Source organism: Alkalihalobacillus sp. TS-13, from assembly GCF_019720915.1.
GTDB lineage: Bacteria > Bacillota > Bacilli > Bacillales > Fictibacillaceae > Pseudalkalibacillus.
This window is the reverse complement of record NZ_JAHKSI010000001.1, coordinates 1,619,399-1,645,582: the sequence shown is the minus strand read 5'-3', so window position 1 is coordinate 1,645,582 and position 26,184 is coordinate 1,619,399. Positions and strand designations below refer to the sequence as shown.

Annotated in this window: 29 protein-coding genes, 2 pseudogenes and 1 riboswitch; of the genes and pseudogenes, 23 read left to right on the top strand and 8 right to left on the bottom strand. The window is 40.4% G+C overall.

Annotation, left to right across the window (positions count from 1 at the left end; all coding sequences use genetic code 11):
- The first annotated feature begins 6 nt into the window (after positions 1 to 6).
- Together KOL94_RS08240 and KOL94_RS08235 are read left to right on the top strand one after the other, a co-directional pair.
- Positions 7 to 777, top strand: a complete 771-nt coding sequence (locus KOL94_RS08240) for an ABC transporter permease (protein ID WP_221565550.1) — start codon at positions 7 to 9, stop codon at positions 775 to 777.
- Positions 778 to 789: 12 nt separating this feature from the next.
- Positions 790 to 1,092 carry an MTH1187 family thiamine-binding protein gene (locus KOL94_RS08235; RefSeq protein ID WP_221565549.1) on the top strand — a complete coding sequence of 101 codons (303 nt, stop codon included), beginning with the start codon at positions 790 to 792 and terminating at the stop codon, positions 1,090 to 1,092.
- A gap of 58 nt (positions 1,093 to 1,150) precedes the next feature.
- Here the strand turns inward: KOL94_RS08235 and KOL94_RS08230 are convergent, their stop codons facing one another.
- Together KOL94_RS08230 and KOL94_RS08225 are read right to left on the bottom strand one after the other, a co-directional pair.
- Positions 1,151 to 1,336, bottom strand: coding sequence for a DUF2759 domain-containing protein (locus KOL94_RS08230; protein WP_221565548.1), 186 nt, complete (start codon positions 1,334 to 1,336; stop codon positions 1,151 to 1,153).
- Between the two features lie 130 nt (positions 1,337 to 1,466).
- Positions 1,467 to 1,943 (bottom strand): hypothetical protein, encoded by a 477-nt coding sequence (locus KOL94_RS08225; protein ID WP_221565547.1) that lies wholly within the window; start codon positions 1,941 to 1,943, stop codon positions 1,467 to 1,469.
- A gap of 119 nt (positions 1,944 to 2,062) precedes the next feature.
- On the opposite strand from KOL94_RS08225, the gene KOL94_RS08220 reads away from it, so the two are divergent.
- Positions 2,063 to 2,704, top strand: a complete 642-nt coding sequence (locus tag KOL94_RS08220; RefSeq protein ID WP_221565545.1) for an MBL fold metallo-hydrolase — start codon at positions 2,063 to 2,065, stop codon at positions 2,702 to 2,704.
- On the top strand, positions 2,701 to 3,819 hold the full coding sequence (locus KOL94_RS08215) for an SAM-dependent methyltransferase (protein WP_221565543.1): 1,119 nt from the start codon (positions 2,701 to 2,703) through the stop codon (positions 3,817 to 3,819). Before KOL94_RS08220 ends, KOL94_RS08215 begins: the two co-directional genes overlap by 4 nt.
- Before the next feature lie 25 nt (positions 3,820 to 3,844).
- Here KOL94_RS08215 and KOL94_RS08210 read toward each other — a convergent pair whose 3' ends face one another.
- A complete protein-coding gene (locus KOL94_RS08210) occupies positions 3,845 to 4,090 on the bottom strand; it encodes a DUF2626 domain-containing protein (protein WP_221565541.1) in 246 nt (81 codons plus the stop codon).
- Positions 4,091 to 4,314: 224 nt separating this feature from the next.
- Between KOL94_RS08210 and comGA the strand changes: the two genes are divergently transcribed.
- Genes comGA through KOL94_RS08165 form a run of 9 tightly spaced genes read left to right on the top strand, consistent with a single transcriptional unit; the run spans position 4,315 to position 9,066 of the window.
- Positions 4,315 to 5,451 (top strand): competence type IV pilus ATPase ComGA, encoded by a 1,137-nt coding sequence (comGA, locus tag KOL94_RS08205; RefSeq protein ID WP_483298084.1) that lies wholly within the window; start codon positions 4,315 to 4,317, stop codon positions 5,449 to 5,451.
- The gene (gene comGB / locus KOL94_RS08200; RefSeq protein WP_221565537.1) at positions 5,438 to 6,469 is read left to right on the top strand and encodes a competence type IV pilus assembly protein ComGB; all 1,032 of its coding nucleotides are present in this window, start codon (positions 5,438 to 5,440) and stop codon (positions 6,467 to 6,469) included. The genes comGA and comGB overlap by 14 nt, the downstream gene beginning before the upstream one ends.
- A 19-nt stretch (positions 6,470 to 6,488) precedes the next feature.
- Positions 6,489 to 6,803 carry a competence type IV pilus major pilin ComGC gene (comGC, locus tag KOL94_RS08195; protein ID WP_221565535.1) on the top strand — a complete coding sequence of 105 codons (315 nt, stop codon included), beginning with the start codon at positions 6,489 to 6,491 and terminating at the stop codon, positions 6,801 to 6,803.
- Positions 6,769 to 7,236, top strand: a complete 468-nt coding sequence (comGD, locus tag KOL94_RS08190) for a competence type IV pilus minor pilin ComGD (RefSeq protein ID WP_221565533.1) — start codon at positions 6,769 to 6,771, stop codon at positions 7,234 to 7,236. Before comGC ends, comGD begins: the two co-directional genes overlap by 35 nt.
- Positions 7,223 to 7,549 (top strand): hypothetical protein, encoded by a 327-nt coding sequence (locus KOL94_RS08185; protein WP_221565532.1) that lies wholly within the window; start codon positions 7,223 to 7,225, stop codon positions 7,547 to 7,549. The genes comGD and KOL94_RS08185 overlap by 14 nt, the downstream gene beginning before the upstream one ends.
- Positions 7,515 to 7,976: a competence type IV pilus minor pilin ComGF gene (gene comGF / locus KOL94_RS08180; RefSeq protein ID WP_260412253.1), complete on the top strand. Its 462-nt coding sequence runs from the start codon at positions 7,515 to 7,517 to the stop codon at positions 7,974 to 7,976. Before KOL94_RS08185 ends, comGF begins: the two co-directional genes overlap by 35 nt.
- Before the next feature lie 17 nt (positions 7,977 to 7,993).
- Positions 7,994 to 8,353, top strand: a complete 360-nt coding sequence (gene comGG / locus KOL94_RS08175) for a competence type IV pilus minor pilin ComGG (RefSeq protein ID WP_221565528.1) — start codon at positions 7,994 to 7,996, stop codon at positions 8,351 to 8,353.
- On the top strand, positions 8,353 to 8,853 hold the full coding sequence (locus KOL94_RS08170) for a shikimate kinase (RefSeq protein ID WP_221565526.1): 501 nt from the start codon (positions 8,353 to 8,355) through the stop codon (positions 8,851 to 8,853). Before comGG ends, KOL94_RS08170 begins: the two co-directional genes overlap by 1 nt.
- Positions 8,854 to 8,880: 27 nt before the next feature.
- On the top strand, positions 8,881 to 9,066 hold the full coding sequence (locus KOL94_RS08165; protein WP_483298068.1) for a YqzE family protein: 186 nt from the start codon (positions 8,881 to 8,883) through the stop codon (positions 9,064 to 9,066).
- Between the two features lie 162 nt (positions 9,067 to 9,228).
- On the opposite strand, the gene KOL94_RS08160 is transcribed toward KOL94_RS08165, so the two are convergent.
- Complete coding sequence (locus KOL94_RS08160) at positions 9,229 to 10,026, bottom strand: YqhG family protein (protein ID WP_221565524.1); 798 nt, start codon at positions 10,024 to 10,026, stop codon at positions 9,229 to 9,231.
- Positions 10,004 to 11,683 (bottom strand): DEAD/DEAH box helicase, encoded by a 1,680-nt coding sequence (locus KOL94_RS08155; RefSeq protein WP_221565523.1) that lies wholly within the window; start codon positions 11,681 to 11,683, stop codon positions 10,004 to 10,006. Before KOL94_RS08155 ends, KOL94_RS08160 begins: the two co-directional genes overlap by 23 nt.
- A gap of 253 nt (positions 11,684 to 11,936) precedes the next feature.
- Positions 11,937 to 12,026: riboswitch (glycine riboswitch) on the top strand.
- Positions 12,027 to 12,267: 241 nt separating this feature from the next.
- Between KOL94_RS08155 and gcvT the strand changes: the two genes are divergently transcribed.
- The 3 genes from gcvT to gcvPB are packed head-to-tail and all read left to right on the top strand — an operon-like array spanning position 12,268 to position 16,185.
- Positions 12,268 to 13,362 (top strand): glycine cleavage system aminomethyltransferase GcvT, encoded by a 1,095-nt coding sequence (gene gcvT, locus KOL94_RS08150; RefSeq protein ID WP_221565522.1) that lies wholly within the window; start codon positions 12,268 to 12,270, stop codon positions 13,360 to 13,362.
- Between the two features lie 19 nt (positions 13,363 to 13,381).
- Entirely contained in the window at positions 13,382 to 14,725 is a 1,344-nt protein-coding gene (gene gcvPA, locus KOL94_RS08145) for an aminomethyl-transferring glycine dehydrogenase subunit GcvPA (RefSeq protein WP_221565521.1), read from the top strand.
- Positions 14,722 to 16,185: an aminomethyl-transferring glycine dehydrogenase subunit GcvPB gene (gcvPB, locus tag KOL94_RS08140; protein ID WP_221565520.1), complete on the top strand. Its 1,464-nt coding sequence runs from the start codon at positions 14,722 to 14,724 to the stop codon at positions 16,183 to 16,185. The genes gcvPA and gcvPB overlap by 4 nt, the downstream gene beginning before the upstream one ends.
- 303 nt (positions 16,186 to 16,488) lie before the next feature.
- Here the strand turns inward: gcvPB and KOL94_RS08135 are convergent, their stop codons facing one another.
- On the bottom strand, positions 16,489 to 16,866 hold the full coding sequence (locus KOL94_RS08135; protein ID WP_221565519.1) for a rhodanese-like domain-containing protein: 378 nt from the start codon (positions 16,864 to 16,866) through the stop codon (positions 16,489 to 16,491).
- Positions 16,867 to 17,053: 187 nt separating this feature from the next.
- Here KOL94_RS08135 and KOL94_RS08130 point away from each other — a divergent pair, with 187 nt between their 5' ends.
- From KOL94_RS08130 to KOL94_RS08100, 7 genes and pseudogenes are all read left to right on the top strand, one after another.
- Positions 17,054 to 17,887 carry a lipoate--protein ligase family protein gene (locus KOL94_RS08130; protein WP_221565518.1) on the top strand — a complete coding sequence of 278 codons (834 nt, stop codon included), beginning with the start codon at positions 17,054 to 17,056 and terminating at the stop codon, positions 17,885 to 17,887.
- 375 nt (positions 17,888 to 18,262) lie between these two features.
- Positions 18,263 to 19,054 (top strand): annotated as a pseudogene (locus KOL94_RS08125) (ribonucleotide reductase N-terminal alpha domain-containing protein); the annotation flags it as partial.
- A gap of 241 nt (positions 19,055 to 19,295) precedes the next feature.
- On the top strand, positions 19,296 to 19,451 hold the full coding sequence (locus KOL94_RS25195; protein ID WP_260412410.1) for a helix-turn-helix domain-containing protein: 156 nt from the start codon (positions 19,296 to 19,298) through the stop codon (positions 19,449 to 19,451).
- 9 nt (positions 19,452 to 19,460) lie between these two features.
- Entirely contained in the window at positions 19,461 to 20,144 is a 684-nt protein-coding gene (locus KOL94_RS08115) for an LAGLIDADG family homing endonuclease (RefSeq protein WP_260412250.1), read from the top strand.
- A gap of 97 nt (positions 20,145 to 20,241) precedes the next feature.
- Positions 20,242 to 22,017: pseudogene (locus KOL94_RS08110) on the top strand (vitamin B12-dependent ribonucleotide reductase); the annotation flags it as partial.
- Positions 22,018 to 23,039: 1,022 nt separating this feature from the next.
- Entirely contained in the window at positions 23,040 to 23,474 is a 435-nt protein-coding gene (gene mntR / locus KOL94_RS08105) for a transcriptional regulator MntR (RefSeq protein WP_221565512.1), read from the top strand.
- A 122-nt stretch (positions 23,475 to 23,596) separates the two neighbouring features.
- Positions 23,597 to 24,529, top strand: coding sequence for a patatin-like phospholipase family protein (locus KOL94_RS08100; RefSeq protein WP_221565510.1), 933 nt, complete (start codon positions 23,597 to 23,599; stop codon positions 24,527 to 24,529).
- Here the strand turns inward: KOL94_RS08100 and KOL94_RS08095 are convergent.
- Entirely contained in the window at positions 24,524 to 24,919 is a 396-nt protein-coding gene (locus KOL94_RS08095; protein ID WP_221565508.1) for an SA1362 family protein, read from the bottom strand. The two genes, KOL94_RS08100 and KOL94_RS08095, sit on opposite strands and share 6 nt — an antisense overlap.
- 19 nt (positions 24,920 to 24,938) lie before the next feature.
- Entirely contained in the window at positions 24,939 to 25,898 is a 960-nt protein-coding gene (locus KOL94_RS08090) for a DUF1385 domain-containing protein (RefSeq protein WP_221565505.1), read from the bottom strand.
- Between the last annotated feature and the right edge of the window lie 286 nt (positions 25,899 to 26,184).

The following is a 26,184-nucleotide window of genomic DNA, read 5'->3' as shown; positions in this document are numbered from 1 at the left end:
GGTACTATGGAAGGCACAGAAATTACAAATCTATCACTAATGTTCATTATCGTATTCGTCATCATTCCCGTATCCCTTTCTTACTGGTTCTCACTTGAATTATCGAGAACAATCATATGGTCATCCATCCGAGGGGTTGCGCAGCTGTTCATTATCGGATATGTATTGAGCTTCTTATTTGATTTACCTAGTTGGCAAGGAATCGGTTTATGGGTCGCCGTCATGGTTGTCGTAGCTACTATTAACGCAGCCAGAAAAGGGAAGAACATCCCCCGAGTGTATTCAGTTGTATTCACGATCATTGCCCTGACAGAAATATTCATTTTGTCATTATGGTTATTGTTCGGATACATACCCTTTTCAGCAGAAAAAGTGATTCCGATCAGTGGAATGGTGATCGGCAATAGTATGATCGCAATAGGTCTTGCTTTGGAGCGGCTGCAGCATCAGTTCAGAGAAGAAAAGGGGCGTGTTTTAGCGGCCTTATCTTTAGGAGCGACTCCGAAGCAATCGTCCCTACAGATTGTCCGGAAAACTTTGAAGGCGGCTATGATCCCCAATATCGACGGGTTGAAGACAATCGGCCTCGTCCAGCTGCCAGGGATGATGACCGGTTTGATATTAGGAGGTGTTTCCCCGCTAGATGCTGTACGGTATCAAATCGTCATCTCACTAAGTATTTTTGTTTCTGTCGCGGTCTGTGCGATGATGGTGACCATATTACTTTACAGATTTTATTTTAATGATAAAATGCAACTGATCGATATAAATTCTTAGAGGAGGGTTACAATGGCAATCGTTGATGTAACAGTTGTACCGCTAGGAACGAAAACACCGAGTATGAGTGACTATGTTGCCGATGTTCAAAAAGTCCTTGATGAGAATAGTGATAAGATCAGTTATCAGTTGACACCGATGAGTACTTTGATTGAAGGAGATCTCGCTGATTTATTTGATGTCATCCAACAAATTCACGAAGTACCGTTTAATAATGGCATCGAACGGGTTTCAACCAATATCCGTTTGGATGACAGACGGGACAAGCAAGTGAAGATGGAAGACAAAGTCAAATCAGTCGAAGCAAAAACGTAAATAAAGAAAGAAAAAAGATTGACCGGATTTCCGGTCAATCTTTTTTCGAGTAGACGGATTAGTGCCCGCCGCCCCAACCTCCAGTGTGGAAGATATCGATTACAGTCATCACCGTAAACCATCCGAACACTGCTGCAGTCAAGAAGGCAAAACCTAACGCAATGATATTTTTCCTTTTAAGTTCTCTAAATAACGCCCAGAGTGCGAAAAGGGTTACTAGGCCAAAGATGATTGCCAATGCCATAAACTTTCCCCCCTTATGTTGTTGTTTGTTAATATTACTATAACCTGTTTTTCCGATAACAATCTATGTAATAGAATGATTGCCTATCTTATTGTACCTGTTTTTTTTTCGATTGTCGAGATTCCATTCCTTACAAAAGTGTGACGGAGACATCATAAGCAGAAGCGATTTGCTTGACCAAGTCATCTTGTTGACGATCGGCAAAATAAATGATTGGATTAACTGAATCATCGAGGGCGATAAGATGTTCCTCCAATTGAAGCAACGCCATTTTAGTCTGCTCCTCATTTCCTTCATCCATACGGAAAGGCACTGCCATTTCTTTATACAGATAGGCGTGATTCGAAGAGGATACGAACCCATAATCTGTATTGAACGTTGTGGTAGGAGACTGGAGAGGATAGAGCACATACGCTTCTTCAAATAGATTATCTTCCTTAAAAAGGTCTTGAAGCGCTTGATATTCGGATTCAGATTGTACGATGCACAAGCGATCATCTCGATCAACAATATTGGCTGTACTTGCAATTTTCCGTACGAATTGGCTGATGAATCCAGGGGAATGCCCTCTTAATTCCCGATGCTCAACACCATAAACGATTTGCATAGCTCCCTCACTTTCCATACACCCACAAAATTGGTATTGTATGAATGGAATATAACTTTAGATTTGAATTTACTATAGTGTAGAATAAAATAAGAAGATTGGCAATGGAGGCGATACATATGGAATGGAAACAACTTACTGTAGGTCCTGTACAAGCAAACTGTTACCTATTATGGAATGGGGAAAGGGAAGCATTGATCATCGATCCAGGAAGTGAAGGGGATCGAATAAATCAAGAGATAGAAACACTTGGTTTAAAGCCGTCTGCTATTCTGCTTACTCATGCCCATTTTGATCATATCGGCGCATTGGATGAGGTCCGGTCAAAGTGGAATGCCCCGGTATATCTTCATCAAGAAGAACTTGAATGGTTAGGGAATCCTGACCTTAATGGTTCTAGTTTCTTCCCGATGGTCCAATCAGTTGTCATGAAGGAAGCAGACCATGTATTGAAGGGTGGACAAAATCTAGTAATAGATGGCTTTTCATGCAAGGTCCTTTACACCCCGGGGCATTCACCTGGAAGTGTTTCGTTCTATTTTAAAGAAAGTGATTTGGTGGTAAGCGGTGATGCGTTATTCATGGGGAGTATCGGCCGAACAGATTTACCTGGCGGGGACCACAAACTCCTACTGAAAAGTATCCACAATCAGTTGCTGTCATTGGATGAAGAGACCCAGGTTCTTTCTGGACATGGTCCTTCAACGACGATCGGGGAAGAAATGAATTCGAATCCATTTTTGAATGGCTTTTCATTATGACATATGACCAGATGACGATTGAAGAACTTCTTTACGAGAAAATTCAATCAAGCAATCATAACAGCATCAGTTATGCACATTTTATGGAGACTGTCCTATATCATAAAACGGGATATTATCAAAAAGAAGAAACAAAAATCGGAAAGGATGGTGATTTCTATACGTCAAGTTCCATCCATCCCGTGTTCGCATGGGTATTTGCCGATTATTTTGATGCTTATTGTAAAAAAAAGAACCTTCCTTTTCATATATGTGAAATAGGAGGAGGGAATGGTTCTTTTTCCAAACAAGTACTGGATTATTTGAAAAAGACCAAACCAGAACGCTATGGTGAATTGTCCTATTCTTTCATTGATGTAAGTGATGATCATTTAAAAACAGCAAAGATGAACGTCTACCAGCATAAAAATGTCGAATTTCATTCATCACTTACAGATTTCAAGCAGCAACACGGGGGTTTAAAAGGAATCATTTTCTCCAATGAACTCCTGGATGCATTTCCTGTCCATGTTGTTGAGCAGCGAGATGGGAAACTTCATGAGGTCATGCTTACGTTGGATGAGAATCGAGTGATGAAGGAAATCGTGATGCCAACTGAGTGCAAGGAGATATTGCAATGGTTCGAATGGAGTGGGATTGCCCTTCCTGAAAACCATCGTTTCGAGGTCCCATTAAAAATGATGGAATGGATCTCTGAAATCGATGAGATACTTTCAAAAGGGTTATTAATTACTGTGGATTATGGGTACCAAAACGAAGAACTGTTGGATCCTGCTCTTCGAAACGGGAGCTTAAGAGGGTACCTTGATCACCAGCTTATCAAGGATCCACTTTTACACCCTGGAAAGATGGATTTGACGACTCATATACAACTCGATTCGTTAGTAAAAAGAGGAGAGGAAATGGGAATGTGTAAGCATTATCTAGGTAAGCAGAGGGATTTCTTATTGGATAATGGTTTATTCGATCATTTGGTCGATCACGATAACCGCGATCCATTTTCTGAGGAAAGCAGGTTGAACCGGGCGATCCGTTCCTTTGTGACCCCAGGGGGCATCAGTGAAGCGTTCCATGTCATCATTCAAGAAAAAGCCGAATTAAAAAAGATGGACTGAATTGTCCATCTTTTTTGTGCGCTGATTAATGTCCGCCTGAACCAGGTGTCATCATGAAAGTGGACCAGTACGTGAAACCGATAAAGAAGACTGTTAAGTAGGCACCAAAAATATAAATATACATTCTTTCAGATAGGTTAAGGTATCCAAGTGCAACAAACATTACCGTTTGTCCTACGAATAGAAGGGAAAACGCCTGCATGTCACCAACATAAGCCATTACAGCGATGACTGCCGTCCAGAATCCCATCATGCGGTACATTCTTGCCATATGTAATCCTCCTTTGCAGCAATGATCATTACGGATAGATAAGTGCATTTAACGATTTTCCATCCAAAATAAATGGACTCTTTTAGTATTATAAATCAAATGAATGAAAAAAGTAAATTACAATTGCTATGTCAATTTTGTGTCGAGGCTATAAATAATTCCAAGCTACATATAGTATAATGGCTATTTGGAAAAATATACAGGATTTTTAAATTAAAAAGAGGATACTTTTTAATAATGTCGAATTAGTCATATACTTCCCGAAAGAAGGTGGTTTTATAGAAATAAACGTCGAAACAAAGAGTGAAAAATTGGTATTACAGGCTATTTCAATGCGTGCAACCGATTTACATGTTAATCCGAAGCGTCGGTCTGCTACCATTCAAGCAAGAATCGATCAACGATTGTTCACCCTCGAAGAAATGCCTTTGAATCAAAGTGAGCGTCTCATATCCCACTTCAAGTACTTAGCAGGCATGGATATCGGTGAAAGGCGAAAGCCCCAGAACGGTTCAATTCATCATTATCTCCCCGTAAATGGCAATATCCATTTAAGGCTTTCTACGTTACCATCAGCTTACAATGAAGCTCTAGCTATCCGAATCCTGCCTCAACATGATGCAAACACCTATTCAAAGCTCTCTATTTTCCCAAATACACTCAAAAACATTTACAACCTTCTCTCACGACCTCAAGGATTAATATTGTTTGCAGGTCCTACTGGGTCTGGAAAAACAACACTCCTCTACTCCTTATTGCAAGAATCCCAACACCAAATGAAACGTCAGGTTATCACTCTGGAAGATCCGATTGAAAAAAGAATGGACAGCTTACTGCAAATTGAAATCAATGAACCAGCAGGGGTGACCTATTTAGATGGGTTCAAGTCGATTTTACGTCACGATCCGGATGTCATCATGATCGGAGAGATACGAGATGAAGCCACGGCTCATTTAGCGATACGTGCCTCTCTTACAGGTCATCTCGTCTTATCGACACTTCACGCCAAAGACACAATTGGATGTCTCTATCGTCTTCTAGAATTTGGGTTGAAATTTGAAGACTTGAAGCAAACGTTACTTGGAATCGTTTCACAAAGGTTATGTGATATTACTTGTCAATATTGTAGCGGGGAATGTTCCTTTTATTGCATGCTGAGGAGGGATAACCGTCGGATGGGGATCTATGAAACCTTATATGGAGAAATGCTAGAAGAAACAATGGCTGCAATTGAAAACAAAAAGAACCTACTAACACAATTCCCTCAACTGCATGATTATCAAATTCGTGCGATGGCAATGGGATTTACACCTATACAGCCATTTAGGATTAAGAATGTGAGCCGTTATGAGAAGGCATAAATGGAATAGCACCCAGCAAGCAGTCTTTCTGAAAAATCTCGGAACCTTACTTGATAAAGGGTATTCGATTTCCGAATCGCTGACGTTACTGAGCCTTCAAAATAAACGTGCTACATCTGTTACTATCAAAACGATTAAAGAAGACCTTGTTAAAGGAAAACCTTTATTCGAGTCCCTTGAAAGGCAAAGAATTCCCTCAGATATATTAGGTTACCTTTATTTTGCATCTGAACAAGGGAATCTTTCATTCGGATTACTTGAAGGCAGTTCCATTCTCCAAAAACGTGAAGAGTTGAAAAAATCATTCCTGCAATCAATCCGTTATCCTGCAGTCCTTCTCGGAACTTTGAGTGTAATGATGTTCTTCATGCTTAAATTCCTGTTTCCCCAGTTTTCGAATCTTTTTCAATCGGTAAATCTAGCCCTCCCTGTCTACACCCTTTATTTAATTTCTTTTCTAGAATTCATCCCAGTCCTCATCTATTTGACTCTCACATTGCTCATTCTGATGTTTATTATTCTACATTTTCACTTCAAACATAAAAGCGCTCATGACAAAATCTGTTTCTGGTTAAGGTTTCCTTTCGTGCGAGAGGCTTTGAAGATTGTTTTGACACAATATTTTTCTTTTCAACTCGGTCATTTGTTGAAAGGTGGTTTGTCCTTGACGAATGCTTTTCAACTGTTTGAACAACAGAGTTTTTCGATCTTTTTCAACGAAGAAGGCACTATCCTAAAAGCCGATTTGAGGAAAGGAAAATCTTTGAGTGAAGCCTTCGAGGAAAAACCTTACTTTTTACCTGAGCTCGCCCAGGTCACATTCTTTGGCCAGTCTAATGGAAAATTAGGTGAAGAATTGGCTCTTTTTAGTGAAATGTTACTTGAGAATGCTGAGGAACGGTTGAAAGGGTTCTTAACGCTCATTCAGCCTGTCATGTTTGCAGTGATCGGATCGATTGTGTTGATTCTTTTCCTGTCGGTGATGATTCCTGTTTTTCAACTCTTTCAATCACTTTGAAAAAGAAGGGAGAAATACCATGGTTGGTCAAAGTTCGAATGAAAATGGATTTACATTGATTGAAATGTTGATCGTCATTCTGATCATTTCGATTCTGTTGTTGATTGCTGTTCCGAATATGGCTAAGAACAATGATGTCGTAAAAGATAAGAGCTGTGCTGCTACCGTTCAATTGGTCCAGAGCCAGGTGGCAGCTTATCAAGTCGAGCATGATGAATTGCCAACAGAACTTGGAGAGCTAGATGAATATATTGATTCAGATGAAATAAAATGTCCAGGAGATTCAGAGGTCTTAAATTATGATTCAGAAACCGGAAAAGTCAGCAGACCATAATGAAAAAGGTTATACAATGCTTGAGCTTTTGATGGTTCTTTCGATACTTGTTGTCATGACTGGTGTAGTTGTCATCAATATGATTCCGATGAAGGATAGCAGGGAGGTTAAACAGTTCATCCAACTGCTGACGTCTGATCTGCATTACGCTCAACAATATGCTTTAACAGAACAAGTCAAAGTACAAATCAAATTCAATAATGCAGGTGAGCAATACACACTGGAAACAGACTCTAGGAATAAGGAAAGAATCAAGACCATCCAGTTTCCTGAAGGGGTTTATTTTGAAGAATTGACCTCAAGCTTGGAACTAGAGTATGGAGTGAATGGGACGATCCAAAAAGGAGGAACGATGTTGTTACGCTCCAAAAAAGAAACCTATAAGATCGTCTTTCTCCTCGGAAAGGGACGCTTTTATATTGAAAAGTTGTGATGGTTTTACCCTTATTGATGCCATGCTTGGGATGAGTATATTTATGTTTACAGTATTTTGGATTGCTCCTCAAATTACCGGTGTGTATTCAGAAAGGATTTCGATCAAACAGGAGGAGTTTGCGATTGAAAAATGCCATACTTTACTGCAGGAATGGAAAACGGAGAAGTCAGAGCCAGAAGAAAGATTACTAGAAGTAAATGGGATAGAATATAACGTCACCTTTAACAGATTGACATCAGACCATATTGAAATTTGTTTAGATTGGATTGGAGCAAATGGAAGAGCAAAGTCAATTTGTGGTCAAGCATGAAGGGGGTTTTACACTCTTGGAAATGATTATTTCTTTAACCATTTTTCTCATATTGGCAGTATTGACTCCTTTGATGTTTTCTGCGATATTCTCTACAAGTGGACAACCTCTGCATCATCAGGAAATCAGTTTGTTTTTTGAACAGGCCGATAAAGAGCTGCAAGGATCAATTAGTGCTGAAAAGCGGTGGGATCGGTTATATTTGATACAGCCTGATGGAAACGAAATATCCTATGAGAAATATGGTGATCGCATTGTGCGTAAGGTGAATGGGGCTGGGTTTGAAATCATCTTACAGGACATTCAGAGTTTTCGAACGGAGCATGATCAACATTCGGTGGAACTGATTGTCCAGGCTCATGAAGGTATATTCACACATAAAGCGATTCTCATTCAACCCTACCTCAATCAATGGAAGACACCATGAAACAGGAAGGGGGTTACATGACTGCTTTCTCTATCATCATCTCTTTGATCCTTATATCGGTAACGATTTATAATATCAAAATCTTGGATAGTGAAAGACAGTTTCATGAAAAACGGCTCATTTGGTTTAAAGCTGATGTTACATTAGAATTAGCAAGAGATGAAGTTTTCAACAACCTTCTGTCCGGAAACATCCAGGCTGACGATGAGGGTTCCCTTAGCTTCAAGTATGGAATAGTGGATTACAATGTCACCCTGATGCCGGATGACATTTATGTAGTCCGTTTTGACTTACGGTTGGACAAAAGTGGAAGAAACACAGGTTTATTGTATTATAATTATGTTAACCAAGAAGTTGTACATTGGATGGTGGTATAGTGAAAGCAATCTATTTAACAGGATTCATGGCAGCAGGAAAAACATCAGTAGGAAAAGAATTGGCGGAAAAGTTGAATGTCCAGGTCATTGATTTGGACAATTATATTGAAGAGAAACTGGCTTGGGCGATTCCTTCCATTTTTGAACGAAAAGGAGAAGTCTATTTTCGGGATGAAGAGCAGCGTGCACTTCAAGAATTGCCTACATCTGATGTCATCATTACTACAGGTGGGGGAGCGGTTGTAAGAAAAGAAAATCGTTCTCATATGAAGAAGCATGGACATGTCATCTATTTAGAAGCAGAAGTCGACACGATTTATGAGAGGCTTTCACAGCAAGATGATCGCCCCCTCGCAAAAGGGAAAACTAAAAATGAAATCCAACAGTTGGCTGAGAAAAGACAACCTTATTATGAGGACGCTGATTTGACGATTCAAACAGATGGAAAGTCAGTCGACCAGATTGCAGAAGAAATTGTTGTATGGATAAAAACGCTCTAAATTGTCTAAAATGAGTAATAAAAACGGGTGATTTTGGTGTCAACGAATGATTTCATAAAATTCCTGACGCAACAATTTGTACGGTATATAGATCAACCCAAGAAAGATCGGGTAGAGCAGAGAAAAACACGTAAAGAACATAAACCGCCACTTTCTGTAAAATGGTTCGGTTTATTACCTATGGCGATTACAATGTTCATAAAACGAAAATGAAAGAATGAGGGATTGGCCATCTTGGTCTCTCCCTCATTTGCATTCTATTCATTAATTTAGACGGTTTCTAAGTTTGCTGAGCAATGGAATTTACAAGACTCCTGCAGAAATAGCGAGCTATATTTCAGCTATTTGAAAGCACTAACTTTACCAAAAGAGCACTTAGTTCATCATGGTGCTATTTGACAGATAGAACATGCCTCCGTTGATGATTTGTACGACTGCCTTAGGTTCATAAAGGTCTTTCAGCGCTTGTTTTTCCAGATGATAGCTTTCTGGAATCTCTTCAGTATCCTGATAAAAGTGATCCAACAGATCTTCATCTTCCTGCCACCGTTTTCTGGCATCGATTGACCATTGTGGATCATCGGATTCGATGACGTGGTCAATGTATTGTTCGATTCGTTTGATTCCGCTGACAGGTTTGATCAACGAACTCATCGTGTAACAATAGTCCGGAATTTTCGGGGTCAAAGGTTTAGATTCCAATAATCCTTGAAATTCACTCACCATCATCCCATTGATCAGATTTAAACCGATCGAATGAAGAAAATCCTTTTTTCGATCACATTGATAAGAGACCTTTATATTCAATCCTAGCCACGGAACCAGTGGGACATACGAACTTTCATTCTGCTGGACGTTCTCGAAAAGCCGGATATACGAAGCGAGCTGGCGAGTCGATTGGAAAATCTGGTGCAGCCTCGGCGACCCGAAGTGAATGAATTCACCTTCCGTATCATCTTCCGTTTGTTCCGTCTTCAGCATAAGTTTCATCGGATTCGGTTCTGCACCTGTCAACTCTTGATAATGCCAATAAAAAGGACGGTTCATCAATAGCTTATCCAGTTCAATCGTCAGCTGTACATGAAGCAGGTGTTTGTCTCGGCGCTCAATGATCTCACATTCATTTGCAGTGAAATAACGATCCAAAAATTCATGAATGTCCTTCTGAAGCATAAGCATCCCCCTCATCATTGGAATAGGTCAATAAAGATGTCAAGTTATCCATTTTGATCTTGATTTCACCTTCTGTGTCAGATTCATAAAAGATATCACGTATGTGTTGCTCAATGTTCTTCATCCCGACACGAGAGAGGATCTCATCCAAATCTCCGATTACATTTTCAAATAGATTGATTTTTTCATATAAAAGTCTGAGGATATGTTCTTCAATTGTATTTTCAGTTGCAAAATTGTAAATGTAGACATCATGTTCTTGACCGATCCTGTGGATGCGCCCTATCCTTTGCTCGATCCGCATCGGGTTCCATGGCAGGTCGTAGTTGATGATATGCTGGCAAAATTGGAGATTGATCCCTTCACCACCTGCTTCAGTAGCAATCAAGACTTTAGCATGGTTTTTAAAAAGATGTGTCATCCAATCCTTTTTGTTCCGCTTGAATCCTCCACGGAATGGGACAGAACTGATGCCATGCTGTTGGAGGTACCATTGTAAATATAATTGTGTTGCTCGGTACTCTGTAAAGATGATTACTTTATCATCAATGGACTGGATGATCTCGAGTGCTTTTTCGGCTTTCGAATTGCGATCAACATTTTCGATTTCATGCATCAATGAGATTGCTGTCTGTCTAGCATTTTCACTGATCCCATCCTTTTCGGACATCGCCTTCAATGTCAGGAAAACCGCTTCACGACTGCTGCAGACTTCCCGCTGCAAGGTGATTGTGGAAAACGCATGTTGTTGTTCATATGCTGTATTCGATCGAGCTTCAGTGATGGATTCATAGAGTTTACGCTCGGTCGGTGAAAGTGTTATAGGTACCGTTTTGACAATACGTTTCGGCCATTTTAATCCAGTATCTTCACGTCTGTTCCGTACCATGACTTTATTGATCAGCTGCTTGAGTTTTACTTCGTTTTGAACATCGTATTTTCCGGACCTGTATGCTTCATCAAAGTACTCTTCATTTCCGAGGTGACCCGGCTTCAATAATGAAACGAGATTGAAAACTTCCTCGATACGGTTCTGAATCGGTGTGGCAGTCAAAAGAAGGCAATACTTCTTTTTTAGGTGCTGGACAAATTCATAGTTTTTCGTCTTCTTATTTTTCAGCTTATGTGCTTCATCTATGATGATCAGATCATAGTCCTGATCCAAAACGATTTCACGATGCGGGCTTCTCTTTGCAGTATCGATCGATGATACAACTACATCATATTGTTCCCACACATATGATTTCTTTTGCGGGACAGCAGGAATTAGAAACTTCGTATTCAATTCATGCGTCCATTGCAGAACAAGGGAAGCTGGGACGAGAATCAAGATTTTCTTCGCTAAACCACGAATCATGTATTCTTTCGTGATTAAGCCTGCTTCAATTGTCTTCCCTAAACCAACCTCATCTGCCAAGATTCCTTTTCCATTCATATCCTCAATGACTTTTCGTGCAACCTCCAATTGATGAGGAAGTATTTGGACATGCGGAATATGCTTCGGCGCTTGCAGCCCAAGAAAATCATCGATAACTAAACTTTTTTCTGCTTCTAAGGCAAGTTTATAAAGCTCCCAATTTGCCCATGGACCATCTTCGTCCAAGCGTTTAAGGAAATCTGTACTCCAGGATTGATCATGCTCGATATTAAAAGTCATACACGAAAACCCTTTCCGAATGTTAAGTTAGGTTGATTATCGAACGAATCATAGTACTTTTGTATGTAATGTTCGTTTATTTTGAAAATAGAACGCTTTCATGGAAAAGATAATTGCGATTATACGTTCTTCGATGATAAGATATAACTAGATTCATACTTAGTATGAACAAGCGAACCCAGAAATATAATAGATGTTATAGATTTCGTCTTTATTGAGTGTGAAATTCGTAAGTTCAATCACATATTTGCGAGTGAGAACAAGGGGAGAGTCTACCTTTATGGTAGCGCCGAAGGAGCAAGCTTATCGTGAATCTCTCAGGCAAACGGACTCTTGTTTGACGCAGCTCTGGAGAGTGCTTCAATTGTGGAGCCACCAAAGGGGAAAGTCGTGGAACGTTCTTCTGCGATCAAACTTTCAGGTACGAGGACAGAGAGGACTTGTTAAAAAGTCTTCTTTGTCCTCTCTTTTTTTAGGAAGCATCATTTTTAACAGGTCTTAAATGTATGACTTATTGAACAATCGACCAAAGACATACATCTATCAGCTGAATGAAAAATTATTAAATAGAAGGAGAGATGCTCATGTCAACTCTACAGCGAACACCATTGTTTGAGCTGTATAAAGAATATGGAGCGAAAGTAATCGATTTCGGTGGATGGGAATTGCCTGTCCAGTTCTCAAGCATCAAGGAAGAACACGAAGCAGTGAGGACTAAAGCGGGATTGTTTGATGTCTCCCACATGGGTGAAATTACCGTTAAAGGTGAGGAAGCTGAAGATTTTCTGCAGTATGTGATGACCAACGATGTTTCGAAGTTGAAGGAAGGTGGCGCTCAATATACCGCAATGTGCTACGAAGATGGTGGGACAGTTGATGACCTTCTCGTATATAAGCGTGGTGAAGGTGATTACCTTCTAGTTGTTAATGCTGCAAACACTGAAAAAGACTATGACTGGCTTGTGAAGAACCAGAAAGGGAATGTTGAAATTCAGAACATTTCGAATGAGGTTGCTCAATTAGCATTACAAGGACCACAGGCAGAGGAAGTACTACAGAAGCTTACAGAATATGATCTATCTCAAATCGGTTTCTTCAAGTTTGCGGAAGACGTAGAAATCGACGGTACGAAAGCATTGGTATCCCGCACAGGCTACACAGGTGAAGATGGTTTTGAAATCTATTGTGACAGTGAAGATGCCGCCAAGATATGGAAAACCATTTTAGAAGCAGGTAAAGAAGCTGGGGTTCTTCCAATCGGACTCGGCGCACGTGATACATTACGCTTTGAAGCAAGGCTCGCTTTATACGGTCAAGAGCTGACAGCTGAAATTTCACCATTGGAAGCAGGAATCGGCTTTGCAGTCAAGCTGAAAAAAGAAGCGGATTTCATCGGTAAAGATGCGTTGATCAAGCAAAAAGAGGATGGACTTAAACGAAAATTGGTTGGAATCGAAATGATAGACAAAGGGATTCCACGAACTCATTATGACGTTTTCAAAAATGATGAAAAGATCGGCGAAGTTACGACTGGTACGCAATCTCCTACACTCGGTAAAAACCTTGGATTGGCTTTGATCGATTCGAAGTACACAGAACTTGGAACAGAAGTTGAAGTTCAGGTCCGTAAACGACGCTTGAAAGCTGAAGTCGTAAAAGCACCTTTCTATAAACGTTAATCAAGAGGGGGAATAAAAGGTGAAATTTCGTTATCTACCAATGACAGAGCAAGACGAAAAGGAAATGTTAGCAGAAATCGGAATTGATTCGATTGATGAACTGTTCAATGATATCCCTGAAAATGTACGGTTCAAAGGTGAATTGAATATCCCAGAGGCAATCCCGGAGAACGATTTGATAAAAAAAATGTCTGGATTAGCTGCAAAGAATGTAAATACAAAAGACTATGCTTCCTTCCTTGGAGCAGGAGTGTATGATCACTACATCCCATCGATTGTCAATCACGTGATTTCACGTTCTGAATTCTATACGGCTTACACACCGTATCAACCTGAAATCTCACAAGGGGAGCTTCAGGCAATCTTTGAATTCCAGACGATGATTTGCGAGTTGAGCGGAATGGAAGTTGCCAACTCTTCTATGTACGATGGACAAACAGCCCTGGCAGAAGCAGCTTTCTTAAGTGCTGCTCATACGCGTAAAAAGAAGATTGTCGTATCGAAAAGTGTCCATCCTGAGGCATTGAGTGTCCTTCATACGTACGCAAAAGGACCAAACCTTGAAGTAGTGGAAGTAGAAGCATCGAATGGGACAACGGATTTGGAAGCACTAAAAGGTGTGGTTGATGGAGATACAGCTTGTGTCATCGTCCAATATCCGAACTTTTACGGGCAAATCGAGCCTTTGAAGGAAATTGAAGAAATCGTTCATCAAGAAAAAGCAATGTTCGTTGTGTCCAGTAACCCGCTATCCTTGGGCGCACTTAAGCCGCCTGGAAAACTTGGCGCAGATATCGTCATCGGTGACGCTCAGCCATTTGGTATTCCAGCTGCATTCGGTGGACCGCACTGTGGTTATTTTGCGACGACAAAGAAATTGATGCGTAAAGTACCAGGACGTTTAATCGGCCAAACGACCGACGAAGAAGGACAGCGTGGATTCGTTCTTACGCTGCAAGCTCGTGAACAGCATATCCGTCGTGACAAAGCGACATCCAATATCTGTTCGAACCAGGCGTTGAACGCGCTTGCTGCATCGGTTGCAATGACAGCTTTAGGTAAAAAAGGAATCAAGGAAATCGCTGTACAAAACCTTCAAAAAGCACATTATGCAAAGAAAAAGCTTGAAAAGGCGGGTATGGAAGTCCGTTTTAAAGGTGCCTTTTTCAACGAGCTTGTCGTAAAAGTCTCCAAACCTGTCAAAGAAGTAAACAAAGCGCTTTTGGAAAAAGGATTCGTCGGTGGTTACGATCTCGGACAATATTACCCGGATCTTGATCAACATATGTTGATCGCTGTAACGGAACAGCGCACGAAGGAAGAAATCGATACATTTGTAAAAGAATTGGGGGGAGTCCAATGAGCCACGAAAAGAACCAAGCACTCATTTTTGAACTGTCTAAACCAGGTAGGGTAGGATATAGCTTATCTGAATTAGACGTGCCTGAAACTCCCATTGAAGAAATGATTGATTCAGAGTATCTCCGTGATGAAGAGCCGGAACTGCCTGAAGTATCTGAACTTCAAATCATGCGCCATTACACAGCCTTATCGAAGCGTAATCATGGTGTGGATTCCGGCTTCTATCCACTTGGATCTTGTACGATGAAATATAATCCGAAAATCAATGAGGATGTAGCTCGTTTCCCTGGATTTGCTCACATCCACCCTTATCAGGATGAAGACACTGTACAGGGTGCGATGGAAATGCTTTATGACCTGCAAACATCACTTGAGGAGATTACAGGAATGGATGAAGTCACCCTTCAACCAGCAGCCGGTGCTCATGGTGAATGGACAGGCTTGATGATGATCCGTGCTTATCATGAAAAGAATGGGGATCATCATCGTACGAAAGTCATCGTTCCAGATTCAGCACATGGAACAAACCCAGCTTCAGCTACGGTTGCAGGATTTGATGCTGTAACGGTCAAGTCAGATGAAAAGGGTCTAGTCGACCTAGAAGACTTGAAGCGTGTTGTCGGTGAGGATACAGCAGCACTGATGCTGACGAACCCGAATACGCTCGGCCTTTTTGAAGAGCACATTCTAGATATGGCGCGTATTGTCCATGAGGCAGGCGGAAAGCTATATTATGATGGTGCAAATATGAATGCGATTATGGGAAGAACACGTCCTGGCGACATGGGCTTTGACGTTGTTCACTTGAACCTCCATAAGACGTTTACCGGCCCGCACGGCGGTGGCGGTCCTGGTTCGGGTCCAGTCGGGGTAAAGGAAGATTTAATTCCATTCTTGCCGAAACCGATTTTAGCGAAAACTGATGAGGGCTATGTATTTGATTACAACCGTTCAGACTCGATCGGACGCGTGAAGCCATTCTACGGAAACTTTGGAATCAATGTCCGTGCCTATACGTACATTCTGACGATGGGACGCGAAGGATTGAAGAAGGTCAGCGATTATGCTGTATTGAATGCGAATTACATGATGCGTAAACTTGCGCCGCATTTCGTCCTTCCATATGAACAGCATTGTAAGCATGAATTTGTCATTTCCGGTAAGCGTCAGAAGAAGCTTGGTGTACGGACGTTGGATATGGCGAAACGTCTCTTGGACTTCGGATATCATCCGCCAACCATCTATTTCCCTCTTAATGTAGAGGAATGTATGATGATCGAGCCGACAGAAACCGAATCGAAGGAAACGTTGGATGAGTTCATCGATGCGATGATCCAAATTGCGAAAGAAGCCGAAGAATCTCCTGAAGTCGTTCAACAAGCGCCTCACAACACAGTCATCAAACGTATGGACGAAACAACCGCTGCACGCAAGCCAATCCTACGTTACGAAAAACAATAATGAAAAAAGAACAGGCTTTCTCCCGATATTCGGAGCGGCCAGTTCTTTTTCTATGTGCAAATTTTAACTTATTCCGGCCGATTCAGAAGTTAATCCGGCCGCTTTTGTGCGGAATCCGGCCAAAGGTTACTTTTTACACCTTTGTGCATCCAAAGTATAAGGTATTTTAATGAAAAAAAGAAAGGGGCTGTTCTAAAAGAAAAGTGTCAGACACCTCCAACACAACATAAAAAAGTTGTTAAGTTCGGAGAGACTCTTTCACTTTTGGGACAGCCCCTTAACCACTATTCCATCTTTTCAAATCTATTTTCCTTTTTTCACTTTACCGTTCCATTTTTTAAATCCGCCTTTAAGGTTATAAAGGTCCTTGATGCCTTTTTTCCTTAAAACATTCGCAGCCCGGACGGTACGCATTCCGCTTTCGCAGTACATGTAGACAGGCTGATCATTACGGATTTCTTTATGACGCATACGGAGCTGTGACAACGGAATATTTCTCGCTCCGAGAATATGTCCATTATCATATTCTTTCTGTTCGCGAACATCAATCAGCTGAGCTTTACGATATCCGCTGCGAAATTCTTCTTCAGTCAACGTCTTCAAATGTCTGCGTTGATAGAGCCCAGCGACGATCATATATACGATGATGGCTGCTGGAAGTGCCCAAAAAATCCATTCCATTTCATCTTCCCCCTAGAAACTTTCTACCATTCTCTAAAATGATACCATGTCCATTATATACAGGAATTTTCTTATTCGCAAAACTAAGTTTTTAAAATTCAATGAATTGTATGTGCTCATAGGTTTCTGTTAAACTATGAAAGGTAAAAATGTATGTTGAATACATAAAGAAAGAGGCGTACATAGCATGAAAGAGCAATGGTATTTTGTTGATTCTGGTGCATGCACACCAGCTTATAATATGGCGCTGGATGAAGCGCTGTTAGACTGGCACAGTAAAGGGGAAATTCCCCCGGTCGTTAGATTCTATGAGTGGAATCCTGCAACACTTTCTGTCGGTTATTTTCAAAAGGTCGAAAAGGAAATCGATCTTGATGCCGTTCAAAAGCACGGCTATGGGTTTGTTCGAAGACCGACTGGAGGGCGAGCTGTACTCCATGACAAAGAGTTGACATACAGTGTGATCGTATCAGAAGAACATCCAAGAATGCCGCAATCGGTCACGGAAGCCTACAGGGTCATTTCTGAAGGGATTTTAGGTGGATTCCGGAACCTGGGGCTTGAAGCATACTTTGCGGTCCCGAAGACAGAAGAGGAAAAAGCAGGACTGAAAAATCCTCGCTCAGCAGTCTGTTTCGATGCTCCATCCTGGTATGAGCTCGTCGTTGAAGGCAGAAAGGTTGCTGGGAGCGCGCAAACGAGACAAAAGGGTGTCATTTTACAACACGGGTCGATCTTACTTGATATTGATGAAGACAACTTGTTTGATTGCTTCAAGTTTGCAAATGAAAGAGTAAGAGAACGCATGCAGAAAGCGTTCAGTAAAAAGGCTGTAGCAATCAATGATCTTCGTGATGAAAGAGTGACGATCGAGGAATCCAAGAAAGCTTTCAAAACTGGATTCGAACAAGGACTCGATGTGGAATTCATACCATTGGTACTTACGGGAGAACAAAATCAATATATTGATGAAATCATCGAAAGACGCTACGCAAATGATGAATGGACATTTAGACGTTAACTGAAAACTGTGACCAAAAACTGGTCGCAGTTTTTAAATTTTTTTATTGGAGAAAAGAAGGGTTTTTGAAAAGTTCAACAGACATCAGAGGCTCAAAAAAGAATAAATCTCGCAACTGAGTAAATTTCTCTTTTTCGATTGTCTGATATGTCATATGGACATTTTTCGCTCGTTTTCTACTTTTTTTATATGTTTTTGATTTTGACAAGATTAAGATCATTCGTTCTCGTGCACACAATATATTGTATTATTTTAAAATAATGTACACAATATATTGATGTTAAGTGTTTTGCTATGCTATGATTTGGGTAACCTAAAATTGAAACTACTTAAAAGAATAGAAATGAAAAAATTATATCATGAGGAGGATCCTGGATGGCGATTGTAACAGGGGAGCAACGACATCATATCAACATTGATCGGTTGAATGAGGACATTGCAAAATTTGAGCAGGTGCATCCGATTACATCGGACATGCATACCACTCACAAAGGGGTATCAAGATTGGTGATGTTGGACCGGTATTCGTTCAAGGATACTGAGAAACGGACATTACGGGAAGGAGATTTTGTCATCTTGACTGTCAAAGATGATCCGAAGTTTCCTGCAAGAGGGCTAGGATTCATCGTTTCCATAGACCGCGAGCAAAAACTGGCGGAGGTCAAAGTAGACGAAGACTACCGCGGTGTGCTTGATAAGCCCGGCGAAATGGAGACAGGAATCGTAAAAAGATCCCTTGATACGATTGATAAGCCTTTAGAAATCTATTACGAGCAGATTGCAAAGCGAAATGCGACAGGTCTTGCTTCAGTAGAAAAAACAGAAGAAAAGAGACAGGAATCATTCGAGAAGTTCTATCATGAACTTGTGAATTTGAACTTTGTTCCAGCAGGCCGTGTCCTATACGGTGCAGGTGCAGCTACAGACGTAACGTACTTCAACTGTTATGTCATGCCATTCGTCCAAGATTCAAGAGAAGGAATTTCAGACCACCGGAAGCAAGTGATGGAAATCATGAGCCGGGGTGGTGGAGTCGGAACGAACGGATCGACGCTCAGACCGAGGAACACACTCGCAAAAGGCGTAAACGGAAAGTCGTCCGGATCGGTATCGTGGCTCGATGATATTGCAAAGCTAACGCACCTTGTTGAGCAAGGTGGATCCCGTTAACCAGCTCCAAACGGCGGGATTAAAATCTCGTGAATTGCTGGAACACCCTAAAGCCTTGAAAGCTACAACGCGGCTGGCAACAGCGAACGTGAATGCTTGAAAATTTCTAGGATGAAACAATGGGCAATCAGCAGCGAAGCATCTTAGGAAACTGAGATGAACGTTCAACGACTATTAAAACTTCCTAAAGCTTCCAGGTGATGAATATTAATTAGAGGCGGTGATTTAATTGGGAGCTATGGAAGGAGTAAATCATAATCTACGGCAACGTGATTATGAGGCACGAGACAAAGAAGAAATTATGAAACAAGCTAAAAAACTCCATGAAGAGGGATATAGCCAAGTAAAAATTGCTCAGATAGTTGGTATAAGCAGGGGAACTCTTAAACGATAGAATGACAAAATGATGATGTTCGATAGCAGAAAACCCGGAGATGCGGGGAAATTAGCGAATAAGAAATATAATTATAATGAAAATTATTTTTCTGTTATCAAAACCCCGAACCAAGCATATTTAGTTGGTTATATATTAGGTGATGGAACAATATTCGATAGAGTGAAATCAAAACGATTAGTCCTTACTTTGGCAGAAAATGATAAACAATTACTTGATGACATAGCATCTGAAATGAATATGAGAGAAGCTATCAAGTTTCGCCGGAATAAAGCTCCTAATGAACAAAATAAATATTCATTAACAATAAATTCTACAAAAATGTGTAATGATTTAATCAGATTAGGAGTAACGCCCAGAAAAACTGGAAAAGAAACTTGGATAGATTTTCAAAACGATACATTACAGTGGAGCTTCTTACGTGGTATTTTTGATGCTGATGGAAACATACAAGTGTACCAAAGATATTATTTTAATCGGAATAAAACTTATTTAAAGACAAGGTTTGGTATAACTGGTTCAAGAGAATTGTTGAAAGGTATACTGGAATTTTTACAATCAAACAACATTGTTAATAATGTTAAGGTAATACGCCAAAAACAAGGATGTTTTGATCTTCATATTTCAAGTATTAAAGATGTAAAGACAATCTTTACTCACCTCTATAAACATGGAGATATTAAATTAACATAATAAATTTTCTTCTTTGATGATATAGTCTGATCTCATGTGAAAGCATGAGAGTATGGCAGAAATGACCATACCCACTCAATTATGAGTGTGTAACAAAAAGCGTGGGGCACAAATGATCATGCTGAGCGACTGGCATCCAGACATTATCGAATTCATCATTTCGAAAATGCAAAACCCTAGAATCCTTAGGTTCCTTGTTGAAAATACAGAAGATGAAACAATCAAGCAGTTAGCGTTGGACAAACTTAAATTTACACCGTTGACTGAAACAGAACGTGATATGTATCAAAGCATTGTCAACTATAAAGCCATCCCTGGACACGGAGGTTTTACCGAAAAAGCCATCAAGGAAGCTGAAGAAAAGCTTCAAACCGGTGGTACGTACAGTGTTCATAACCCAGAATTTTTGACCGGTGCGAACATTTCGGTATGCGTAACCAAAGAATTCATGGAAGCTGTTGAAAATGATACAGAGTACGAACTTCGATTCCCGGATGTGGAGAATTACACATTTGAAGAAATGCTCGAGTACAACAACACATGGCACGAATACGGAGATGTGCGAGAATGGGAAGTTGAAGGGTACGGTATTCGAGTCTATAAACGGATCAAAGCGAGAGAGCTTTGGAACCTGATCAACATCTGTGCAACTTACTCGGCAGAACCAGGAATCTTCTTTATCGACAACGCCAATGACATGACCAACGCAAAAGCGTATGGACAGAAAGTAGTAGCAACGAATCCGTGTGGAGAACAACCACTCGCACCATATTCTGTCTGTAACCTGGCTGCCGTCAACTTAGCTAATGTTGCAGACAAAGAAACGAAACGTGTTGATTTTGATAAGTTGAAGCAAACGGTTAAAACGGGTGTCCGAATGCAAGATAATGTAATCGACGCTACCCCTTATTTCTTAGAAAAGAACCGTGAACAAGCTCTTGGAGAGCGACGTGTCGGACTAGGTGTCATGGGTCTTCACGATCTCCTCATCTATTGTGAAACGGTTTACGGATCAGAAGAAGGAAACAAACTGATTGATGAAATTTTCGAAACGATGGCGACAACTGCTTATCGTGAGTCGATCGAACTGGCAAAAGAAAAAGGAAGCTTTCCATTTTTAGTTGGAAAGACAGAAGAAGAAACGAAAGAATTACGGCAAGCCTTCATCAATACTGGGTATATGAAGAAGATGCCAGAAGATATCCGCGAGGGTATTTTGGAACATGGCATTCGTAATTCACACTTGTTGACTGTAGCTCCTACTGGAAGTACTGGTACTATGGTCGGTGTTAGTACAGGATTAGAGCCTTACTTCTCATTCTCTTATTTCAGAAGTGGACGACTAGGTAAGTTCATTGAGGTGAAGGCAGATATCGTGAACGAGTACTTGTCACGAAATCCTGAAGCGGATGCTGAAAAGCTGCCGGATTGGTTCATTTCTGCAATGGATCTGAAGCCAGAAGCACATGCTGATACGCAATGTGTCATCCAAAACTGGATTGACAGTTCAATCAGTAAAACCGTCAATGCGCCGAAAGGGTATGCAGTAGAGCAAGTACAAGCAGTTTACGAGCGCTTGTATAATGGCGGGGCGAAAGGCGGTACTGTCTATGTCGATGGAAGCCGTGACTCGCAGGTATTGACGTTGAAAGCTGAAGAAAATACGTTTGATGACGATTCTGTTGCAACAAAGACAAAAGAGAAGAAGAAAGTCGTACTTGTGGATACGATCTCTGATCTTCGCTCAACAGATGTCACGATTGGAAATGAAGTAGGAAACACATGTCCAGTATGCCGTAAAGGGAAAGTAAAAGAAATCGGCGGATGTAACACATGTACAAACTGTAACGCACAATTGAAATGCGGAATCTAGGTTGATATTCGATGAGAGTGACCCAATAAGCTATTGAGGTTACTCTCTTTTTTTCAGTTGCGAACGGTTAATTCCAAATAAAATACATAAAAAAGTTGACCACTAAATCTAATTCTTATTGAGGTTTTGGATCAGCCTTTTTTAAATCTTCAGGTGCATAAATGCTCAGTACCTTGCTCCGATTAATTTTAATAAAAAAAGGACAGTGATTTTATTAATCACTGCCAACATACATGGGGGTAAAGGGATAATCCCTTTATTAAGGTCATGCTTTAAATTATAAAAGTAAAATAGTGCTTAGTAAATACTACTATAGTTGTAGTTTATAAATTTACACGTTAACAGAACACGATAAAATATGGCTTTTATAGAGATTTAAAGGGAAGTGGTAGAAGTTGAAACAATTGAAAAAGAGCATATGAATAGAATTCCATATTGTGATGAAGTGAGAACGTTGTGAGAAAGTAAAACCTTAACGAGTGTTACATTGTTTGAAGACGGATCAGAGATAAGGGAATATGTAAGGTTGGGTAAGGTTGGATTTAGAGGGATTAGTAAACAGGCTTTTGCACTATGGGGGAATTAGTGTTAAGTTTAGTGTCATATGCTGGAAGATGTTGGTGGAGCATAGGGTGTAATATACTTTAGGGTGGTAAAGGGTATATTCCCAGTGATGGACAGTTATGTGATATATGGTGAATACATCGACTAACCGCTGAGGGACGCACCCTTAGATTTTTTCAGAATAGGGCTGTATAGATCATGAATATTGTAGCACCCTTTATAAATTAACTGGTCATATGGTATTATCAATTAGGTCGATACATGCATAGCCATATACGGTGATAGTGAGGACTTTCCGGCAGCCCGGATCGAGTACTTCACTTAAGACAAGCTCCCACAATTGCTTGACTCAATCAAGCACCGAGAATGCTTGTCACTTGTAAATTATTATTGTATCCTTTTAGTATGTTTTGATTTTGTAACTGGTTACAAAATCAGCGGTATTGGAGGGGAAGAACATGCCAACTCCAAGTATGGAGGATTATATTGAACGTATATACCAATTGATTGATGAAAAAGGATACGCAAGGGTTTCAGATATTGCAGAAGCTTTGGAAGTTCACCCATCATCGGTTACGAAAATGGTACAGAAGCTGGATAAAGGCAAATACGTCGTTTATGAAAAATATCGTGGATTCGTACTTACACCGAATGGTAAGAAACTTGGAAAACGTCTTGTATATCGACATGAACTTTTGGAAGATTTCCTGAAAGTCATCGGAGTCGACCAGGAGAATATTTATGAAGATGTTGAAGGGATTGAACATCACTTGAGCTGGAATGCGATTGACCGCATCGGCGACTTGGTCCAGTATTTTGATGAAGACACGTCACGTATTGACGGATTACGGGAAGTACAACGAAAAAATGAAGAAGAACAGGAACAATCATAGCCTACGTGTTGTGGTTGTTTTTTTATGGACTATTCTATTGAAGGTTCCATAAATACAATAAAGGTTTCTGTATGAATGCCTCTCCTTATTCAGTCATATATAAGATGAGGAGGGGTGAAACGATGGATGTGGATGGGGTTTTCTCTGGTGGTGGTGTTAGAGCAATTGCGTTTATTGGAGGTTTAAAAGCTGCAGAACAGAAGGGAATCACGTTCAATAGGGCTGCAGGGACAAGTGCGGGGGCGATTTTTGCTGCTATGGTTGCTGCTGGGTATAAATCGGATGAAATCAAAGATTTATTGCATAAAGTGGATTTAAGAGAATTTCTTGACCCCAGGAGGCTATCCGTCGCTTTTCCTTTTATGAAATGGCTTACTTTGTATTGGAAGTTAGGTCTCTATAAGGGGAAACGATTGGAGCAATGGGTTGAAGAGGTGCTTGCAGCAAAAGGGTTAAAAACGTTTGGAGATCTATCAGAAGGCTCCCTTAAAATCATCGCCTCGGATATCACAAATGGACGCTTGATCGTCTTACCAGATGATCTTGAAAGGTACGGAATCTTACCAGAGCGCTTCAAAATCGCAAAAGCAGTACGCATGAGTGCGAGTATCCCTTATTTTTTTGATCCGATGAAAATATATGACGCGACAGGAAAGAAGAATTTCATTGTGGATGGCGGTGTATTAAGTAATTTTCCGATTTGGTTGTTCCAGGATGGAAAAACGGAAAGTAAACGGCCAACACTTGGATTTCAATTGAAGCCTTCCCAGTTCGAACAAAAACCGAATGATGTCAAAAATGCAATTTCCCTTTTCCATGGTCTGTTTGATACGATGATGGATGCGCATGATGCTCGTCATATATCAGAAGCCCATAGTGCAGATATCGTTTTCATCCCCGTAAAACAAATTTCAATGATCAATTTTGATCTTTCGTCAGAAGTGATAGATGAACTCACTGATTTTGGAATTGAAAGTACGGAGAAATTCTTAAGAAGTTGGCGACATTATCGACCGCAAGCGAAAATTTCCACAAAAAAATCGAGCATCCTATAATGCTCGATTTTTCTTTTTCCCTTTTTTTCCTTCAATGACTTTGAAGTTATGATCGTTCGCACGTTTTTTCTTTTTAGAAACGGAGGGTTTCGTCTGTGGACTTGGCTTTATCTTTGGCGGTTTTTTCATGACGTTGCCTGGTTGGTTTTGATATTTCTTTGCAGAATAGCGAGCCGCTTGCTTGTACTTATTAACATCCTTACCGCCACCGCCACCAAAACGCTTTGCGAGGAATCGCTTATACAAGAAGTAAAAGATTCCACCGACAGCAGCGATAATGAGTACCATTCGTACAAGGTACATTGGATTAGTAATGACGGTGTTAATAAAGCCAAATGCTGCAAGACCCAGTATCAACATGACTAATACGTTGAACTTTCGAAACAACAAGACTCACCTCCTTAAAAAGTTAAACCACTTTGACCGTTTCTTCATCTGTTGCCTTCTCGTATTCGCTGTCCCTTTTAAGCATTTCATTGAATGAGGCAATAGCCACTTCAGTCTGTTTATCAGTAGGTTCTTTGGTTGTCAGTAACTGCAACCATAAGCCAGGATAGCCTAGGTAACGTAATACTGGAATATTTCTTAACTTATTTGTACCCTGCAGCACTTCATAAGATACACCTAATACTACTGGTATCAGTGCCACTCTAGAAATTAATCTAAGCCATAATGGATCTGAGGGTACAAGTAAGTATATGAAGACGCCAATGATTACAGTGAACAGTATGAAACTACTTCCACATCGATAGTGAAGCCTTGATTGGGCTTGAACATTTTCAACTGTCAAAGGTAATTTGTTTTCATAAGCGTTAATGACTTTATGCTCGGCACCATGATACTGAAAAACTCGTTTGATCAATGGTGTCATCGATATGAAATACAAGTATGAAAGTAATAAGATTAATTTAAGGATGCCTTCAATGATATTCTGTCCAACATGTCCTGAAAATATAGGAATCGGTCGAAAGGCTTCAGCAGCAATTGCTGGAAGCAATGTGAACAAGAATTTACCGAAAAGGAACGATAGGACACCAATCAAGGCTGTTCCGAGAATCAAAGTTAGTTTCGATGGTTTATTTTCTTGTAACAATTTTTCGTCATCTTCTGGTGCTACATCATATCTATCTGTAGAAAAATTCAAGTGCTTCACACCGTTTGCACTTGCTTCAATGATTGCCACAAACCCTCTGATCAATGGTATTTTTTTTAGAGAGTTTAGAACGGGGCGATGTTTTTTTTGCACTTCGAAGTACTCGAGTGAATCGTCTTTTCTCCGAATTGCTGTTACATATGTGTGTTTCCCAGCGAACATGACACCTTCCATTACAGCCTGGCCGCCATATGCTGGAGCTTTTTGTTTAGACATTCATCCACCAACCTATCTATGCATTACCATTCTAACTCTATTCTACATGATAGTCTGGCAATCCGCTATACGTGTGGACTTCTTGTTATCCAAATTTCAAATTTCTCCAAGCTAATAACTTCATGTAAAAAGGAACATATTAACAGAGAACCCTTAGAACTGGCTATCAAAAATGGTTAAAAAGTATGAGTAACTCTGATCATTTGATTTATATTTTCCCTCTTCCCATTGATTTAACACTTTTAAACAGGTTTTTTTCAATTTTAAATCAACAATAGTGGCATGA